Below are 18,949 nucleotides of genomic sequence, written 5' to 3'. Positions count from 1 at the left end.
ATATATATCATTATCAAATTGTTAATTAGCTAATATTTTAAGGTTAATTTTAAGGTTATTTTAATGTTAACGAAACAGCAATAGATTAAATGATTGTTAAGTAGTTGTTATTCTAATCAAATTATTAGTATTTTTGGTTCGCACAGTTTTTTAAAAAATTTATGAACAAAAGTGATATTAAAATTTTACTGGTTGATGATGAACCTGATATTTTAGAAATAGTTGGGTACAACTTAAAAAGTGAAGGATACCAAATTTTTACGGCAAAAAATGGACAAGAAGCTATAAAATCTGCCAAAAAAAACACCCCTCATTTAATTTTACTAGACATTATGATGCCAGAAATGGATGGTATAGAGGCTTGTGAAAAAATTAGAAAAATTAACTCTTTAGAAAATGTTATTATTTCTTTTTTAACGGCAAGAGGTGAGGACTACTCCCAAGTTGCAGGTTTTGAAGCTGGTGCAGACGATTATATTACCAAACCTATTAAACCAAAGGTTTTATTAAGTAAAGTAAAATCTTTACTAAGAAGGTTAAAGTCTGATAAACAAAATGAAGAAGCTTTTAAAATAGGAGATATTGTTATAGATAGGGAAGAATATGTTGTTTATAAAGCGGGTACAAAAATTTCTTTGCCTAGAAAAGAATTCGAATTGTTTTCTTTATTAACTTCTAAACCTGGTAAGGTTTTTAAAAGAGAAGTTATTTTAGATACTGTTTGGGGTAATGAAGTTGTTGTAGGGGGTAGAACTATAGATGTGCATATTAGAAAATTGAGAGAAAAAATAGGAGATCATCACTTTAAAACCGTAAAAGGTGTTGGGTATAAATTTGTTTTAGAGGGCGCAGATAATTAAACTTGCCTAAATGAAAATTAAAAGAACATACTCTTACGCACTTTGGTCTGCCATATATTTAACACTTCTATCAGTTATTATTGCAACTATTTCTTACTTTGTAATTGTTAAACATTTAGGTATAGGCGCACTTATAATTTCTATTGCTTTACTTTTTATCATCTCTTTTTTTATCATTCAATACAGAGCAGAACATTTTATTTACAGAAGATTAAAAAAAATCTACGAAGATGTTTCTATATTAGATGTTAAAGATTTACGAAGAGAATCTGCCACCACAGACATAGAACAACTGTCTAAAAGAATGCAAAAATTTGTGGAGGGAAAGAGAATGGAAATTAAAAACTTAACAGAAAGAGATTCTTTTAGAAGAGATTTTTTAGGCAATGTTGCTCATGAACTTAAAACGCCGCTTTTTACTGTACAAGGTTATATATTAACGCTTTTAGAAGGCGCTGGTAGTGATAAAGAAATTAGAAAAAAATATTTAGAAAGAGCTAACAAAGGTGTAGAAAGATTAGTTGCTGTTACTAAAGATTTAGACATGATTGCCAAGTTAGAAACAGACGGCTTAAAACTAAATATAGAGGTTTTTAACATTTTAGAATTGATACAAAATGTATTCGATTTGTTTGAAATGAAAGCCAAAAAAAGAAATATTACCCTAAAATTCGATCGAATTTATGAGTTCCCAGTTTTTGTAAAAGGAGATATCGAAAAAATAGAACAAGTGCTTATAAATCTTATTGTAAATTCTATTAAATATGGTAAACCCAATGGAACTACAGTTTTAGCCATAGATACTTACAACGCAAATAAATTTGTTGTAAGAGTGGTAGATAATGGCGAAGGCATAAAATCGATACATTTACCACGTTTGTTTGAGCGTTTTTATAGAGTAGACCAAAGTAGATCTAGAGAGCAAGGTGGCTCTGGTCTAGGCTTATCTATTGTAAAACACATTGTAGAAGCACATGACCAAACCATTTTATTAAAAAGTACTTTTGGTGAAGGTTCAGAGTTTTCTTTTACACTCGAAAAGGCTAAATAAGTCAGTGTCTAGTTGATTTTCATTTGCCTTCAATCCAATATAATTTTCTAACTCTTTTAATTTTTCTTTTTTAAAATCGTTTAAATTAGAAAAAGGCGCCATTTTTTTAGATGCTAAATATTTGGCTAAATATTCTTGTTCAGATTGATGCTTTGTAGGAATAAAAAAGGCTTTTTTATGTAAAATTGCCAAATCCATAATGGAAGAATATCCAGATCTGCAAACCACAATTTCACTAGTATTTATTAATTTTTCTAATTGATTAGACAATACGTAATTGTAAAAAGTGGTATTGTTTTCTTTCCATTTTTTTTGATGTTGTTCTACGTTTCCTAGAACAAAAACAATAGTTCTGTTGTCATTTTTAAAGACTGCTTTCAACTTATCTTCTAAAAAACTTCTGTTGGGTTCTGGTCCAGAAACTAGCACTAACAGATCAATTTCTTTTTTAAGTGTTTGTTTTTTAAATCGACTTAAAACGCCAATATATTTTAAGTTGCTGTTTTTATTTGTGGTTGATAATTTTCCAGAAAACTCAGATTCTGAATTATCAGGTATCCAACATTCATCAAACTTTTTGATGATCTTTTGATGCATAAAACTGGTTAAAAAAGTAGAAAAACCTGAAAGTACATTTACTTGATGGGTGATATACACAGAAGGAATTGCATGGTTAAAAACACCAAATCTATTATCGGAAATAATGCCTACAACCTCTTTATTATTTTTGACAAAATCGTTAATTAGCCTATTTTCTTTTTTAAAAGTTTTGTAAAGTTTTGGGAATTGAAGAACTAATTTCAACTTTAAATTTTTGCCATATGAAATTTGATAAGCAGGCAATTCTAAACTTTCTAATTGAGGAAATTCTTGCTGTAAAAACGACAAGGAATGACCATCAGAAGCAATTATTGGTATAAAATTGTTTGAAATTAAAGCATTAATAATTGGCACACAACGTGAAGCATGACCCAAACCCCAATTTAGTGGTGCTACTATTATTTTGCGTTTCATTATATTAGATCAAAACCAATATCTTTTCTGTAGTTCATTTTATCGAAATGAATTTTATCTATGCTTTTGTAAGATTTCTCTAAAGCCTCTTCAATAGTTTCTCCAAAAGAAGTAACTGCCATCACTCGACCACCATTGGTTACAACTTTATCATCTTTTATTGTAGTTCCTGCATGAAAAGCAATGGAATTTTCAATAGTTTCAAAACCTGAAATTTCTTTTCCTTTTTGGTAAACTTCAGGGTATCCACCAGCAACTAACATAACAGTTGTAGCAGTTTTAGAGGTTACAGAGAAAGACTTTTTATCTAAATTTTGGTTGGCTACACCATCGAATAAATCGAATAAATCAGATTCAATTCTAGGCAAAACTACCTCTGTTTCAGGATCTCCCATTCTAACATTATATTCAACTACAGAAGGGTTACCATTATCGTTCATTAAACCAATAAATATAAAACCTTTGTAGTCAATTCCGTCTTTTTGTAAACCCTCAATTGTTGGTTTTACCACCAATTCTTCTACTTTATTTAAAAAAGCATCATCTGCAAATGGTACAGGAGAAATTGCACCCATTCCACCTGTATTCAAACCTGTATCACCTTCACCAATTCTTTTGTAATCTTTTGCTGATGGTAAAATTTTGTAGTTTTTTCCGTCTGTTAACACAAACACAGACAATTCTATTCCTTTTAAAAATTCTTCAATTACTACTGTAGAAGATGCTTCTCCGAATTTTTGATTGGAAACCATTTCTTTTAATTCAGCTTTGGCCTCTTCTAAAGAATTTAAAATTAATACCCCTTTACCTGCTGCTAAACCATCTGCTTTTAAAACATAAGGTGGTGCTAAGGTTCCTAAAAAAGTAAAACCTTCTGTTAAGTTTTCTTTTGTAAATGATTGATAACGTGCAGTTGGAACACCATATTTTTGCATGAATTGTTTCGAAAAATCTTTAGAGCCTTCTAAAGTTGCTCCGTCTTTTTTAGGCCCGATTACTGGAATGTATTTTAAATCGTTATCAGCTAAAAAGAAATCATGAACACCAGCTACTAAAGGTGCTTCTGGACCTACAACTACCATTTTAATATCATTCTCTAAAACTGTTTGTTTTACGGCAGCAAAATCTGTGGGATTGATATTAATATTGGTTGCAATTTTATCTGTACCCGCATTTCCTGGGGCTACAAAAATTTGGTTTACTTTTTTACTTTCTGATAATTTTAAAGTAAAAGCATGCTCTCTACCTCCAGAGCCTAAAATAAGAATGTTCATTTGTGTTGTGTTGTTGTATTTGCAAATATATTTTAAAAAAAGTTGGTTACCTAAATCCCCACTTTAAAAAATATTTGATTGCGGAACTAGTATGTCTAAAAAATAACTTTAAACTTTTTGAAGAGCCTTTTTGATGTTGATGAATTACTTTTTCTTTTGGGTAATACAATATTTTTTTACCTAATTTATCAATTTTTCTACAAATATCAGCATCTTCCATATATAAAAAATAGCGTTCATCAAAACCTTGTAATTCTTTTAAATCTTTGGTTTTAAACAACATAAAACAACCATGAATAAATTCTGGATGGAAAGACTTGTTAAAATCATGATTTCTATATTCGTTTTTTAATTTCAATTTCTTTGAAAAAGGAAATCTTCTATTAATTACATCTAAAAGAGTTGGATGTTTTCTACACACAAATTGTAAATCTTGGTTTGGGTAAACTACTTTTGGTGTTATAAAAGATACTTCTGGTTTTTTATCTAATTCTGCTATTAAATTCGGAATAACTGTGGGATTAAACTCTACATCTGGATTTAAGATTAAATGAAAATCAGAATCAATTTTATTTAAAATTAAATTATGTGCAACTCCAAAACCTATATTTCTGCCAACAAATATGTATTCTATCTCTAGATCTTTGAAATATGTTTCAAAACTGTTTATGGGAGAATTATCTATTAAATATAATTTTTTTTCTAACGGAGAACTTAAAAAAGACTTTACTGTCTTCTTAAGCGTTTCTATATTTTCGTTGAACAAAACAATGGAGGCAGAAATCATATTAATAGGCTTTTTCTTCACCTTTAAAAATGTTTAAAACAGTTTGTATAATTATTTTAATATCTAAGAAAAAAGACCAATTTTCTATATAAAAAATATCTAAACGTACTCTGTTTTTAATGTCAGACTTGTTCTTAATTTCTCCTCTATAACCACTTATTTGAGCCAACCCTGTGATTCCTGGTTTTACAATATGACGTTTTAAATAATCTTCTACGTCTTTTTGATATTCTAATGATAAACTTTCTAAATGGGGTCTTGGCCCTACTACACTCATATCTCCAAAAAATACATTTATAAATTGTGGTAATTCATCCATACTAGTTTTTCTAAGAAATGCTCCTATTTTAGTAACCCTAATATCATTTTTTGTAGCATGTACTTTGTGTGATAAGTTGTTAATTTTCATAGACCTAAATTTATAACAAACAAATTCTTCTCCATTTAACCCCTCTCTTTTTTGTTTAAATATTAAAGGTCCTTTTGACTCTAGTTTTACTAAAACCCATAAAATAGGAATTAACCAAGAAAGTAAAAATAAACATATAAAAGCTGAAAAAAATATGTCAAATAACCGTTTTATATAGAAGTTTTCTGCAAACTCAAAGGGCAGCTTTTTTACATTTAAAACCGTTATTGTATCATCATAAAATTCAATGTTTTGATTTTTACTGTAAAGTTCGTTAGACTCTGGAATTAATTTTAAATTTAAGTTTTTTTCAATTGAAAGTTTATTTACTTTCTTTATTTGATTTTTTTCTAAAGAAGATATTGAACAATATATTTCATCTACCTCATTTTTAGAAACATAATTAAAAACTTCATTAAAGTTACCCAAGTAAAAGCTATTCTTATATGTTTTATCAGTAAAAAAACCTTGAAACTTATATCCTAAGTTAGATTTACTTTTAAAAAGTTTAATAATGTTTTTTGCAGAATCATCATAACCAATTACAATGGTAGATCTATAATTTTTACCTAATGACCTGTATTTTTTTAATAAGTATAACCACAGGAACTTAAAAATTGAAATACCTGCTATAATTGAGGATAGTATTAAAAACTGGTTATTTACTACCTCACCTTCTCTAAAAATACCAAAGTATGCAAAGTAACCAAGTATAAATATTATAAATTGTTTACCTAAAAGACTAAATAACCTTAAATAATTGGTGTACCTATAAACTTTATAATATCCCAAAAAATATGAAGCTAACAACCAAAAAAGTGAAATATATGATAAGAATTTCAAATTCAAATACTCTTTATCATATATCAAGTATACAATACAATTAATAAGTAATATATCTAATACTATTTTTATAGGTCTTATTAAATGAGAGTAACGTTTTTTCAAATTTAGATTTTTTATAATATATTCATCTAACGAAAAATTTTGTGAATAATTTTATCAATAGTAAATAAATTAAGAGCTACTGACTTCTGGTGTTGTTCGTCGATTTTTTTGTTTAATAATAATTTTAGTTTTTGAATTAAATAAGATATGTTCCAATTTGTAGCAATTAAATTTAAATTATTTTTTTTAAAAAGTTCTTCAATTTCACAGTTAGAATCTGTTATAACCAAAATTTTAGTTCCACAAACCAATAAATTAGGTAATTTTGATGGTAAAGAACCTTTTGAAGTATTTTCTTTTTGAGGTATTACCTGTACAGAACTTTTATTGTATAGTTCCTTCAAGTTTTTTTTATCAACCAGAGGATGAAAAAAAATGTTTTTATTTTTATTTAACTTTTGTAGTTTTTTAAATGATTCTCCTTCAGAAAAAAAATGAAAAACTGAATTATTAATCTGTTTAGAGGCTTCAGAAAAAAACTGATACAACTGCTTTGGGTTTTGTTTTTCTCCCAGTGCTCCCGAATAAACAACATTTATTTTCTCTTTATCTAAAATTGCATTTAAATCGTTAGTATTATTTTCTTCTAAAGTGATAAAAGGATATTGTACTTCAATTTTAGAATCAGATAAGTGGTATAATTTTTTTGCTTCGTTTTTCATTTCATTTGATAAAAAAAGTAATTTATCGCAATTAGAATAGCATTTCTTTTCAATTTTATGAATAAAGAAGCGTAACAGTTTATTTATGATACCTTTTTTACTTTCAGAATAGACTTCTTGTAAATCGTGAACCATACCTACTTTTCTTATGCTTTTATTTAAAAATGGCAGTAAAGAGTAAAACGCAAAACTTGGCGGGAAAACTGATATAATTAAATCTTTTCCTTTTTGATGTTTATGAATTTTTCTTAAAACAAAAAAAGCAAAACTTAACTCTAATATTAATCTTCTGAAAATTGTTTTTTTAGTGTAATATATAAATGCACCACCTCTTATTATTTTTATACCTTTCAGAGATTTTTTACTTTTATTTGTTTTCCAATCAGGGTAAAAAGGGTGAAAACATAATACAGTAACTTTATGTCCATTTTCTGCAAGCTCTAAAACAAAATTTGTATTAAATTTTCCAGTAGAAATAGGTTCAGGATAAAAAAACGGGGAAATTAAAAGTATATTTTTTTTACTATTCACTAATTCTTTCTCTAATTATTTCTACAGGATTACCCATACATATTTTATTTGCAGGAATATCTTTATATACACTACTTCTGGCGCCAATTACAGATCCTTTTCGAATAGTAACACCTGGAGCAACATAGACATCAGTTGCTAACCAACATTCATCTTCTATAATATTCTTTTTAGCAAAAATAGGAAAATCTTCTTTTAAATAATCATGAGATGCTGCACAGATATAAGACTTCTGTGAAATAACTACATTATTACCTATTTCAATTTCGCCTAACGAATACAAAACAACATCATCTCCAATCCAACTAAAATCTCCAATAGAAACCTTCCATGGGTAAGTTATTCTAACGGTTGGTCTAATAATCACGTTTTTACCTATTTTGGCTCCAAAAAGTCTGAGTAAAAAGTTTCTAAATCCATATAGAAATTGTGGAGAATTTTTAAAAAGTATTGATTGCACTAACCACCAAGATTGTACTACAAAAGCATTTCTGCCTCGAAAATTTTTGGGTAATTTAAACTTGCTTAAATTTTGTTTAATCATTTTTATTTTGTTCGTTTAAAAAATTAAACTTGTTAAAAAATATTATTAGAAAATAAAACAAAATTATCCCAGATTGTCTTACCAATATATTCTCAGTCAAAAATACAATAGAATAAAATATTAAAATTAATAGAGCTAAATTATTTTTATGTTTATTGGCTATTGTATAGTTTGATATAAAAAATACTAAGAGTAAACTAAAACCAATAATTCCAGTCTTTAAAAATATATCTAGATATTGATTATGGCTATTGTATTTATCTACCATTTCATTTAGATTATTTTCTTTGTAACATTCATTTAATTTTAATTGTACGTTATCAATACCATAACCAGTTATATAATTTTCTTTCAACAATTTATAACTACACTTGTAAATTTGAAATCTATAACTGTTTGAAAAATTGGAGTCGACTTTTGCATAAGTATCAAAATTTATGAGCTCTTTCATTCTTCTATTGTATTGAAAAAAAGATACTATAACAATTGAAAATAATAAGATTAAATAAATTTTATGCTTATTTTTTTTGAGCTTAAAAATAAACACAAAAAACCCAGAAAATAAAAAAGCTATAATAACTCCTCTACTAGATAATAGAATTAAGAATATTAAATTTATAGTGAAGCACAAAAAATAATATATAGTTCTTTTACTAACCCAATCTCTTTTTATGGGAGTCAAATAAAAAACAAAAAACATTGAAACCGCACTATAAATTGAAGCATAAATTGGATGTTGCCCAATTAAAGGTAACTTTTCTATTAGTGTTCTTGCTTTGTTCGTATACCAATCACTGTAATAATAGGTCTCTGTATCTAAAAATATAAAAGTCATCACAATTAATGCATATAATGATGAACTTAATAAAAACAACTTCATAAATTTTAAAATTATTTTTTTTTTAAAATCATATGACGGTATTAATAGTGAAAAAATTATAGGAATAACTAATATTGATAAACTTGTTTCTAAAATTTGTTTTGATTCACCTCCCTTATTATCAAAAAGCAAATAAGAGGTTAAAAACAAAAAATATAAAGAACTATTAATAAAAAAACTTTTCCATTGTAAATCATTCCTTTTTAATTTAAATATAGAAGATAGCAAAAGAATAATTATTACTAGTCCTTTTACTCTATTCGGAATTAATGGAAATATAGAAAACAATAAAAGACTCCAATAAATAAAATCTATTTTTTTTACATGGATAACTAACCCCATTCGTTTAAATTTATTTTAAACTTACGTTTATTTAACCAACTCGTCATAATCAATATAACCCACAAAAAAGAAAATACTAAGAATTCATCTGAAAAAGGCATTCTAAAGATTAAGATTCCAAAAATAAATAGAATTACTTCGGAAATTCCTCCAAAATCCTTCAATAATCTTGATAAAAAATAATCTATTACCAATAGAAAAACAGGCAACAATAATAAACCAAATAGATAAAAATTCATATACATTTCACCTATAACTGTTGTTACTAAAGAAGCTCCGCCAAATTCGTTAGCTGCCAAAGTAGTAATGCTTTCTGGTTTTGAAGACCAGATTGATCTTGGAAGATAGAAAAATAATGGTTTTAAATAGGTTACCCCATATAAGTATTTATCATAACTATTAAAAATTTCGAACATTACATTCATATTAACAGATTCAGATATTTCTAGAAAAAACATTGAAAATTTTGGGGGCTCTAAAGATATTGCTCTAAAAAGCGAAGCGAAAAAAATAGGAATAGTTGGAATACCTTGTTCAAATAAAGGTCCTCTCATATGTTTAAAAATTGATGCAAAATAACCTAAAACAAAGACAAAGGGTATAATTAATGGAGAAAAAACAACTATTTTTTTTGGATATTTTTTAAAAAATATTAGCCCCACAGTTATAGCAGTACAAAAAAGATATATTCTATTTCCCGTTAAAAACATATCAATTATAACAAAAGAAAATGTATAGATAAAAAACTTAACGTTATCATATTTTTTCTGCAGCCATTTATAAAAAAGAGAACCAATAATTAAAATTTTTGATGAGTTAAGCACAAATGCAATAAGTATTGCTAAAGCCCCTGAAGACTCAAAAAAATTATGTCTATTATCATACCAATTCCCGCCTTTTAATAGCCCTGAACCAATAAATATAATAGCCATTCCAATCACATAACTCATAAAATAACTAGGCAACAAAGGCTTAAAATTGTTGATTTTATTTCTTTTAATTTTAATACTAGGCATGTATATATAAAAAATAATTGAAAATATATAGAGAATTAAAATAATAGCCGCTTTTATATTGTTTTTAAGTATAATATTTTTAATACCAGTATTCCCAAAACCCGACATTGCTAATGGAATTTCACCTGTAAATATCATAACCCAAATTGGTAAGAAAACGAAAAAAAGTAAACCAAAACAGATGCCTTGTTTAAAACTAAAATCTCTGTAAAATAAATTAAAAACAAAAAAAATAAGTAGCAAAAAAAACTGAATAATAAATAAAAAAGATATTAAATAGGTCATATTAAAAATACATTATAACTACTTTAAAAGTATGTTTATTAACTTTTTTTCAAATTTATTGATAGTAAAATTAGATAAAAACAATTTCTTATTATTTAAAATAATTTTATTTAAAGTCGTTTTGTTATTTATAAGATATTCTAACTTTTCTTTTAAATCATTAATACTTTTCTTTTCAACAAAATACCCATTTATTCCTTCCATTATTAAATCAGAAATTCCTGCATGATTTGTGGTAATAATAACATTATTTGTTGCCATTGCTTCTATTATAGATATTGGCTGTCCTTCCATTTTATAATACGTAGGTAAAACAAATACATTACCCCATAAAAGTAAATTTTTCTTTTCTTCCCCTTTAACAATACCTAAATAAGTAGTATTTTCTAAATTATTTAATAAATTGGATATTGTTTTTTGAGATTTTACATCAATATTACCAGCAATTTTTGCTGCATATGCTATACCTTCTTTTTCTAATTTTTGTAAAACCTTCAACAACACAATAATTCCTTTTTCTTGCATCAAATTGCTTAAATATATGATGTTGATAGCTTCAGTATTATTTTTTATTTTTTGTTCTTTAAAAAGAAAATCTTCTGCAAAATTAGGAAGAGAAAATATCTTTTCTTCATCTAAAAAAGGAGTTAAGTTTGGTCTTAATGAGTTTGATAAAACAATGCCCTTATCAAATTTTGAAATTAAATATTTATATGTGTTTTTTTTCCATCCATTTAATAATTTATACTGATTTCTTATAAAATTACCGTGAACATGAATAATTAACTCTTTTTTTAAGAAACGAGACAAGATTATAAATGGTGAGTATTTAAGAATTCCAAAAAAAGTTTGTCCTGGTGTTATATAAACTTTATCTGTTTTAATAATTTTATAAATTTTAAAATTTATAAATAAATAAAAGAAAAATTTTTTAAATGAAAACTTGCCTAAGTTTTCATCAAATTTAGGATAGGTTGTGTTTATAATTCTAACTGAAAAGTTCTTATTTTTATCTAATATCTTTTTTACATTTATATTAGCTATTGAAACACCCGATATAGGGTCTGGAAATGGCCCAATAATAAGTATATTAATTGGTTTCGTCATAAATTTAGTGTTCTGTTAAATTTATAAAAACTTCTGCCATAGCTTCAATTGAGTAATTTTCTTTGCAAAAATTTACAATGTTTTTTCTTTGTTTAATCCAGATTTCTTTATTATCCAATACATCTAACATCTTTATTCCTAAATCTTTCAAGCTATCTGTTTCAAAATAAAGCCCATTTTTATTATTCTGAAAAGCTTCAATCTCTGGTGAATGGTTTTCGGTTTTTGAAACTAACATAGGTACTCCAAAACCAAAACTTTGTGTTATAGACAATCCCACATAACCCGGTGAAACACTAAAAAATGATGAATCATAATAGTTTTTTAATTCATTATAATTTGAAATATGACCTTTTAATAACACCCTCTTTTCTAAATTATTATCAGAAACGTAATTTTCTAAACTTTTAGATTCATTACCAGAGCCTATTATTATTAATTTGCTTTCTTCTGGTAATTTATCAATTATTTTATGAAAAGCCTCGAGTAATACTAGTGGTTTTTTTAACTTAGTTAACCTACCAACATAAATAAAATTATTACTATTTTTAATATCGAAATTGGTTTCCATTTTTGAGGAAGAAATAACAGCATTTGGTGCTGATACAATTTTTTTACTTGGAAATTGTTGTAATAATTCTGCTTGCTGTTTGTCGGTATAAACGATAATTTCATCGCCCAAAAATTTCATTATTTTTCTGACAAATTCAGTTTTTGAATCTTTTCCTTTTCTTGGCCAAGCATGCCCCCATAAAACTGTTTTTTTTGATAAAAATTTTCTAAAAAATAAGATTATCCAATTTGTAAGTATTCTTGGATTCATTTCTAAAACAAGAATTCCTTTTGTAAAAATAAAATGAATAAAATGACTCTGGATGAGAATTTTATTAAATAAAAAATAGTTTTTAACACTTATTTTTTCGATAGATTTATCATCTCTTAAGGAATTTTCAAAATAAGAATCTCCAGAGTATAAAATAAATTTATCCCCAAGATTTTTTTTAATTGTTTCAAAAAACAACTTTCTATAATCTGGTGTAATGGATTGAAGTATTATTAACTTTTTCAATTTTTTATTTTTTTTAATTTCTGAAAACCTAAAAAAGAGAGTAATAATAGAAATAACTCCGTAAAACTTGCAGATATTGCAACACCCTTAATAGAGTAGAGCTTTATAAGGGGAATGACAATGATGATATTTACAATACCTGCTAAAACAAGTAATTTTAATCTTTTGTTATATTTTTTTAATGCTGGTAACAGCAAAGTTACATACAACATATTTAATGATGAAAATACTGCTATAGAAGCTAATATTTGCAGTATAAAATAATAACTAGTAATAAGTTCATTATCAAAAACAAATTCTAAAATATTTTCTGCAAATACAATAACAAAAAGCATTATGGCAACCCCAGAGAGTAAAACAGGCACAATTAATCTTTTTACATATTTTATAATTTCGATGTTTTTTTTATTTGATATATTCGGAAAAATTGCCTGATATAATGGGCTATATAGACTTTTTATAGCAACAATTAGCTTCTCCATACTTACATAAACACCTGCCAACAACTCTGAAGTAAATAAACCCAAAATAAGTGTATTTAAAGTAGTGTATAAACTTACAAATACATTTGACGAAAAAAGACTAAAGCTCTCTTTAATTATTTGAATAATCTTTTGAAAATTAGGTTTAGAAACATTGACATATTTAAAGCTAATTAAAAGACCTAAAAAGCCTGAAATTATAAACCCTAAACTGTTAAATATAGGAGCCAATAAAAAATCGTTTTCTTGTCTGATAAAAATAAAAATTAAAGCAGTAAAAATTATTTTTGATAATAGATTTATAAATGTTATAATTTTCATTTTTTCAATTCCTTGAAAAAACCACGTTGGAAATAAAGCTTGACCTAAAACAATGCCAAAACTATATAAATAAACTTCCTTATTAACATTAAACTTATAAACAAAAGAAACAATAAATAATAAAATCCCAAAGGAAATTAATACAAGAAAAGTCTTAATAAGGATAACATTTGAATAAAATTTAGAAAGTAGTTCTTTATCTCCTTTCAGTAAAGAAACTTCTCTTGTTGCGCTTATGTTAAATCCAAAATCGACAATAATTCCTAGAAAAATGGCTAGTGAATGTGCCATCATTACTATACCATAATTTTTTGCTCCTAAAACCCTAACCAAATAAGGAAAAGTAATTAGAGGCAAAACTATATTAGTAAACTGTATGATAAGTAAAAAAAAATAGTTTCTAAATACTATTTTTTTTTTAAAATCTTTTAAGGTTTTAAACAATTTTTATTGAATTAATGTTATTTTTAATAAATTTAACTATCAAGCAATTTATCCTTATCAGACAAGATAACTTCACCTTCCTTTAACATCCAATCAATATTTAAAGTCTCATCATTATACACAACTCCAACTTCAGCATCTTTTTGATAATAATTATCACATTTATAATTAAAAATAGTATCATCTTCTAAAGTTGCAAAACCATGTAAAAAACCTTTTGGAATAAAAAGTTGTTTTCTATTCTCTCTAGATAATTCTATAGCGAAATGCTCACCAAAAGTTGGTGAATCCTTCCTAGAATCAACAGCCACATCAAGAACTCTGCCTTTAACTACTCGAACTAGTTTTGCTTGAGAGTATGGTGGTTTTTGCATATGAAGCGCTCTAACAACACCTTTTCTAGAAACTGACTCGTTATCTTGAACAAAATTGACTTTAGCACCTATAGCTGCTTCAAATTTTTGATGATTGTAACTCTCCATAAAAGAACCTCTTTCATCTTTATGAACTGTTGGTTCTATTACAAAACAACCCTTTAAAAATGTTTCTGTAACTTTCATTATATTTTATACAAATTATTAGCATACCCACTTTTTAGAAGCGCTTTAGACTGGGCAATCATTTCTTCTTTCGTTATAAAACCTGCTCTAAAAGCAGCTTCTTCTATAGCACCAACTTTTAAACCTTGTCTTTCTTCAATTACTTGCACAAATTGACTTGCTTTCATTAATGAGTCAAAAGTACCTGTATCTAACCAAGCTGTACCTCTATCTAAAATTTCTACAGAAAGTTTGCCTTTTTTTAAATATACATTGTTTACTTCTGTAATTTCTAGCTCTCCTCTTTTACTTGGTTTAATATTTTTTGCAATTTCAACTACTTCATTGTCATAAAAATAAATTCCTGGTACTGCATAATTAGATTTTGGTTTTTCTGGTTTCTCCTCTATTGAAATTGCTTTATTATTTTCGTCAAATTCTACAACTCCATATCGTTCTGGATCATTTACATGATAAGCATATACAATACCTCCAACTGGATTGTTATTTGATTTTAAAATATTTGCCAAACCTGTACCATAAAAAATATTATCACCTAAAATTAAAGCTACTTTATCATCACCAATAAATTTTTCACCAATTATAAATGCTTCTGCTAAACCGTTTGGATTTTCTTGAACTTCATATTGAAAATTACATCCTATTTTGTTTCCATCGCCTAATAATTTTTGAAATAATGGTAAATCTTGTGGTGTAGAAATAATTAATATCTCTCTAATTCCTGCAGAAATTAAAGTAGAAATTGGATAATAAACCATAGGTTTATCGTACACTGGCATTAATTGCTTACTAACGGCTAAAGTTAGTGGATGCAACCTTGTCCCAGAACCTCCTGCTAAAACAATTCCTTTCATATTAATTGTATTTTTTTAAATACCAATGTATGGTTTTTAAAATTCCTGATTCGAAATTTTCTGATGCTTGCCAGCCCAATTCATTTTCTAATTTAGAAGCATCTATAGCATATCTAAAATCGTGACCTGGTCTATCTTCTACAAAACTAATTTGCTTTTTGTATGAGTTTTTCTTAGGATGAATTTCATCTAAAACCTCACAAATTTTATGGGCTATATATAAGTTATTTCGTTCATTTTTTCCACCAATATTATACGTTTCTCCAGGACTTCCATTTTTGTAAACCAATTCAATTCCTGTGCAATGATCTAACACGTATAACCAATCTCTAATATTTTTTCCATCACCATAAATTGGGATGTTTTCTCCAGAAATTGCTTTTCTTATAATTGTCGGAATCAACTTTTCGTCATGTTGTTTGGGTCCATAATTGTTAGAGCAATTGGTGGTTACCACCTTCATCCCATAAGTATGAAAATAACTTCTTACTAAAAAATCTGATGATGCTTTTGAAGCGCTGTAAGGGCTATTAGGTGCATAAGGTGTTGCTTCTGTAAACAAACCTTCTGAACCTAAGGTTCCGTAAACTTCATCAGTAGAAATATGATGAAATTTAGCATTTTCAAATTCCTTTTTATAAATATTAGGTGAATTCATCCAATAATTTTTAGCAACATCTAACAAGGTAAAAGTGCCAAAAACGTTCGTTTTCACAAACGCATCTGGATTTTTAATAGAATTATCTACGTGAGATTCTGCTGCAAAATGGATGACTCCAGAAAAATTGTATTCTTTAAATAAATTTTCAAGTAAGTCTCTATCGCAAATATCTCCTTCAAAAAAAGTATATCTGGGGTTGTTTTCTAATTCCTTTAGATGATTTAAATCACCTGCATATGTTAGTAAATCTAAATTTACAACATCGTATTTTTTGTTGTTTTCTAAAAAATAGGGTATAAAATTAGACCCAATAAAACCTGCACCTCCAGTAATTAAAATTGTTTGCATTCTTATTTTTTGTAATTATTTAAATAAGAATTTACTCTTAGTAATAATAATATAAAAATCATTCCCAAAGCTCCTAAAAGCGCCAACTGAAAAGCTTTGTTTTTAGTAACTCCTTTTATTTCTGAACCTATTGGTTGAAAATTAGAAATTACATTAATAACTTCGTATTTTTCTGATTTATCAGTTACAATTTCCTCTAGATCTGAATTTATTCTTCTGTTAGAATCAAATAACTCTAACTCTTTGGTGGTTCTTTTCTGACCTCCTAAATCTATACTTGTACCTGTTGATTGTTTCTTAGCTTCTTCAACCATTACTTGCATATATACTTTCCGTAAAGAATCTAATTGAGCTAAGTTCTGGCGGTAAATTGAATCAGTTCTGTTCAAATTTTCGTTGGTTAATTCTTTTACTCTTTTAAAGTATTTATTATTGATTACAGAAGAAATAATTACCTCATCTAATTTAGAAAATACGTTGTTTTTTTCTGCTATAACTTTAATTCTATGAATCTTATAATCTAAATTTGTAAATGAAGCTTTAAACTCATCAAACGTGTAACTTTTTACAGTAGTGGTGTCTACATCTAAAATAAAATCGTTGTAAGAATTTATAATGTCGTTTTCATTTACAATGGGTTCTATTGTAAATTTTTTAAGAGATGCTGCTTCAGGTTTACTTAATTTAAACGTATTTTGAATACCTGAAGTATCTTTTTGTTTTACCAAATCGTTATAATAATTAATATTATTATACAACTGACTGGCACTTTTAAAGTTGGGTTGCACCAACATTTCAGATTCGTATTTATCTTGAGATTTTACTTGAAAAAAAGCACCAATTGAAAAACCAACTACAGCTGCAATTCCTATTTTAACTATGTTTTCTTTAATAAAAATTAAGATAGAAATAAAAGCATGAAAAATACCTTTAAATATATTTCCAATGAAGTTAAAGAGCTTAGAAAAACCTCTACCTATAATTATAAATAAAGAACCCAGGTCTACTTCTTCTTCGTTTTTGTTGGTTGGTTGGTTTGTTGACATGTTAATTTTTTAATCTATAGTTTAACTATTAAAAATTTGTTCTAATATTTTTTGTGTGATGGCATATGTTGGTGTTACACCCGTCATTCCTAATCCACCAGAAGCCAATGTAGCTCCTGTTTCTAAAGGATTATCTGATGCGTAATAAGCATAACGTACTTTCACATCTCTAGAGATATTTCCTCTAATTTTTGAGGCAGATTGTATTGCTTTTTGGTAATGTGCCCCTTCCATTTCTAAACCAATCACATTCCATGTAGAGTCATGAAAAAACTTTAATAAATCTTTATTTTGTAATGATGTTCCTAAAACTGAAATCATAGAACCATCAAAAACTTTAATTCCAAAACCGTCTAAATCTTCTTTTTTTAATTCGTTCTTAAATGGATAATTGTCTGCTGTACCTTCAAAAATATGTGCAGATGGCACCATAATATCTCCTTTTCCACCTTCTAAAATCCCTGCTTTACCCATTATAGAAACAGATTTTACATCTAAATGTGTTTTGGTATTTTTCTCACAAGTGTATGGTTTTAACAATTCATCCATAGTTTCGTAAGCTTGTTCACCAAAAGCATAATCCATTACAATAAGAACTGCATTTTTTTCTACAGTTTGTTTTTTTGATAACGTTAAAACATCAAAATTTATTTTAGCAGTATCTATTATTTGTACATTTATATTGGTTCCAGAAGTATCTTTTACATAAATAAGTCCGTTTTTTGAAGCAAAATCCTTTACTTTTTTCTGTATTGGTTTGCTATTTTCGTTACTTAGTAAGTGATAAATTTCAAACTCTTTTAAGTTTTTTGCTTCTTTAGGCAATGCGCCTTTTGCGTAGAAGGAATTTAACACACTATGCATATTTGCACTTATAATATGTATAGGTCTTTCTAATAAATTATTAGTTTTTAAAACTTTTTTAATATTATTTGCCCAAATTTCTCCATAAATATGGTGTCCAATTTCTTCTACCAAAATAGAACTAAAGGTTACTGTTCTTTTGTTATTTTCTAACACTTCCTTAATCGCTAATTTACCCAACCAAAATATCAGTTGAAAAAAACGATCTGGATTTTCTTTGGTAGCAAATGTTTTATAAACTCCTAAAACTTCATCAAAAGATCTCCCTAAAATATTGCCTAGATGAACCAGGGTAACCTCTCTTTCTTTTTCTGAAATTTGTTTTTGATGTACAACAATTTCTTCTAAATGTTTCCATTCTCTTGTAAAGTCTTCGCCATCATTTAAAGTAACTCTTTCTTGAATTTTATGAGATTCTATAAATAAAAAAGTTAAGTGTGTTAAAATATCATAGATTTCAGATCTTCCTCTGGTAATCTCAATATTCATTTGATCTTTGTCTATTCTATAACAATTTCTTCTTCTTTTTGGAGGTACAATAGGTTTAAAATGAGAATTTTTATATCCTTCATCTGCAGTTAAATTGATAT

Annotated in this window: 18 protein-coding genes; 2 read left to right on the top strand and 16 right to left on the bottom strand. The window is 27.0% G+C overall.

The genetic code is table 11. The features are described from left to right. Positions 1 to 161 precede the first annotated feature (161 nt). The gene (locus ACTG3S_RS04695; RefSeq protein WP_439128217.1) at positions 162 to 860 is read left to right on the top strand and encodes a response regulator transcription factor; all 699 of its coding nucleotides are present in this window, start codon (positions 162 to 164) and stop codon (positions 858 to 860) included. Positions 861 to 870: 10 nt separating this feature from the next. Continuing rightward, positions 871 to 1,911, top strand: a complete 1,041-nt coding sequence (locus tag ACTG3S_RS04690; RefSeq protein WP_439128216.1) for a sensor histidine kinase — start codon at positions 871 to 873, stop codon at positions 1,909 to 1,911. Here the strand turns inward: ACTG3S_RS04690 and ACTG3S_RS04685 are convergent. The 16 genes from ACTG3S_RS04685 to ACTG3S_RS04610 all read right to left on the bottom strand — a co-directional run. Then, on the bottom strand, positions 1,876 to 2,925 hold the full coding sequence (locus tag ACTG3S_RS04685) for a glycosyltransferase (protein ID WP_439128215.1): 1,050 nt from the start codon (positions 2,923 to 2,925) through the stop codon (positions 1,876 to 1,878). The two genes, ACTG3S_RS04690 and ACTG3S_RS04685, sit on opposite strands and share 36 nt — an antisense overlap. Then, the gene (gene purD / locus ACTG3S_RS04680) at positions 2,925 to 4,199 is read right to left on the bottom strand and encodes a phosphoribosylamine--glycine ligase (protein WP_439128214.1); all 1,275 of its coding nucleotides are present in this window, start codon (positions 4,197 to 4,199) and stop codon (positions 2,925 to 2,927) included. Before purD ends, ACTG3S_RS04685 begins: the two co-directional genes overlap by 1 nt. Positions 4,200 to 4,245: 46 nt before the next feature. Next, positions 4,246 to 5,007 carry a glycosyltransferase gene (locus tag ACTG3S_RS04675; RefSeq protein WP_439128213.1) on the bottom strand — a complete coding sequence of 254 codons (762 nt, stop codon included), beginning with the start codon at positions 5,005 to 5,007 and terminating at the stop codon, positions 4,246 to 4,248. Continuing rightward, positions 4,988 to 6,238, bottom strand: a complete 1,251-nt coding sequence (locus ACTG3S_RS04670; RefSeq protein ID WP_439128212.1) for an exopolysaccharide biosynthesis polyprenyl glycosylphosphotransferase — start codon at positions 6,236 to 6,238, stop codon at positions 4,988 to 4,990. Before ACTG3S_RS04670 ends, ACTG3S_RS04675 begins: the two co-directional genes overlap by 20 nt. A gap of 131 nt (positions 6,239 to 6,369) precedes the next feature. After that, positions 6,370 to 7,536 (bottom strand): glycosyltransferase family 4 protein, encoded by a 1,167-nt coding sequence (locus tag ACTG3S_RS04665; RefSeq protein WP_439128211.1) that lies wholly within the window; start codon positions 7,534 to 7,536, stop codon positions 6,370 to 6,372. After that, complete coding sequence (locus ACTG3S_RS04660) at positions 7,529 to 8,080, bottom strand: putative colanic acid biosynthesis acetyltransferase (RefSeq protein WP_439128210.1); 552 nt, start codon at positions 8,078 to 8,080, stop codon at positions 7,529 to 7,531. Before ACTG3S_RS04660 ends, ACTG3S_RS04665 begins: the two co-directional genes overlap by 8 nt. Continuing rightward, the gene (locus tag ACTG3S_RS04655; RefSeq protein ID WP_439128209.1) at positions 8,073 to 9,110 is read right to left on the bottom strand and encodes an O-antigen ligase family protein; all 1,038 of its coding nucleotides are present in this window, start codon (positions 9,108 to 9,110) and stop codon (positions 8,073 to 8,075) included. Before ACTG3S_RS04655 ends, ACTG3S_RS04660 begins: the two co-directional genes overlap by 8 nt. Before the next feature lie 182 nt (positions 9,111 to 9,292). Continuing rightward, positions 9,293 to 10,456, bottom strand: a complete 1,164-nt coding sequence (locus ACTG3S_RS04650) for a hypothetical protein (protein ID WP_439128208.1) — start codon at positions 10,454 to 10,456, stop codon at positions 9,293 to 9,295. A 165-nt stretch (positions 10,457 to 10,621) separates the two neighbouring features. Then, complete coding sequence (locus tag ACTG3S_RS04645; protein ID WP_439128207.1) at positions 10,622 to 11,710, bottom strand: glycosyltransferase family 4 protein; 1,089 nt, start codon at positions 11,708 to 11,710, stop codon at positions 10,622 to 10,624. A 4-nt stretch (positions 11,711 to 11,714) separates the two neighbouring features. Beyond that, positions 11,715 to 12,779 carry a glycosyltransferase family 4 protein gene (locus ACTG3S_RS04640; protein ID WP_439128206.1) on the bottom strand — a complete coding sequence of 355 codons (1,065 nt, stop codon included), beginning with the start codon at positions 12,777 to 12,779 and terminating at the stop codon, positions 11,715 to 11,717. Then, positions 12,776 to 14,026, bottom strand: a complete 1,251-nt coding sequence (locus ACTG3S_RS04635; RefSeq protein WP_439128205.1) for an oligosaccharide flippase family protein — start codon at positions 14,024 to 14,026, stop codon at positions 12,776 to 12,778. Before ACTG3S_RS04635 ends, ACTG3S_RS04640 begins: the two co-directional genes overlap by 4 nt. A 32-nt stretch (positions 14,027 to 14,058) precedes the next feature. Beyond that, positions 14,059 to 14,586, bottom strand: a complete 528-nt coding sequence (gene rfbC / locus ACTG3S_RS04630) for a dTDP-4-dehydrorhamnose 3,5-epimerase (protein WP_439128204.1) — start codon at positions 14,584 to 14,586, stop codon at positions 14,059 to 14,061. Continuing rightward, entirely contained in the window at positions 14,586 to 15,440 is an 855-nt protein-coding gene (rfbA, locus tag ACTG3S_RS04625; RefSeq protein WP_439128203.1) for a glucose-1-phosphate thymidylyltransferase RfbA, read from the bottom strand. The genes rfbC and rfbA overlap by 1 nt, the downstream gene beginning before the upstream one ends. 1 nt (position 15,441) lies before the next feature. Then, on the bottom strand, positions 15,442 to 16,449 hold the full coding sequence (rfbB, locus tag ACTG3S_RS04620; RefSeq protein ID WP_439128202.1) for a dTDP-glucose 4,6-dehydratase: 1,008 nt from the start codon (positions 16,447 to 16,449) through the stop codon (positions 15,442 to 15,444). Positions 16,450 to 16,451: 2 nt separating this feature from the next. Then, positions 16,452 to 17,495 (bottom strand): hypothetical protein, encoded by a 1,044-nt coding sequence (locus ACTG3S_RS04615; RefSeq protein WP_439128201.1) that lies wholly within the window; start codon positions 17,493 to 17,495, stop codon positions 16,452 to 16,454. A gap of 21 nt (positions 17,496 to 17,516) precedes the next feature. Beyond that, on the bottom strand, positions 17,517 to 18,949 hold a 1,433-nt coding region (locus tag ACTG3S_RS04610), incomplete at its 5' end, for a DUF6909 family protein (protein ID WP_439128200.1).

Source organism: Polaribacter sp. (assembly GCF_965656025.1).
In the GTDB taxonomy this organism is placed as follows: Bacteria; Bacteroidota; Bacteroidia; order Flavobacteriales; family Flavobacteriaceae; genus Polaribacter.
This window is presented reverse-complemented; position numbering and strand designations above follow the sequence as displayed.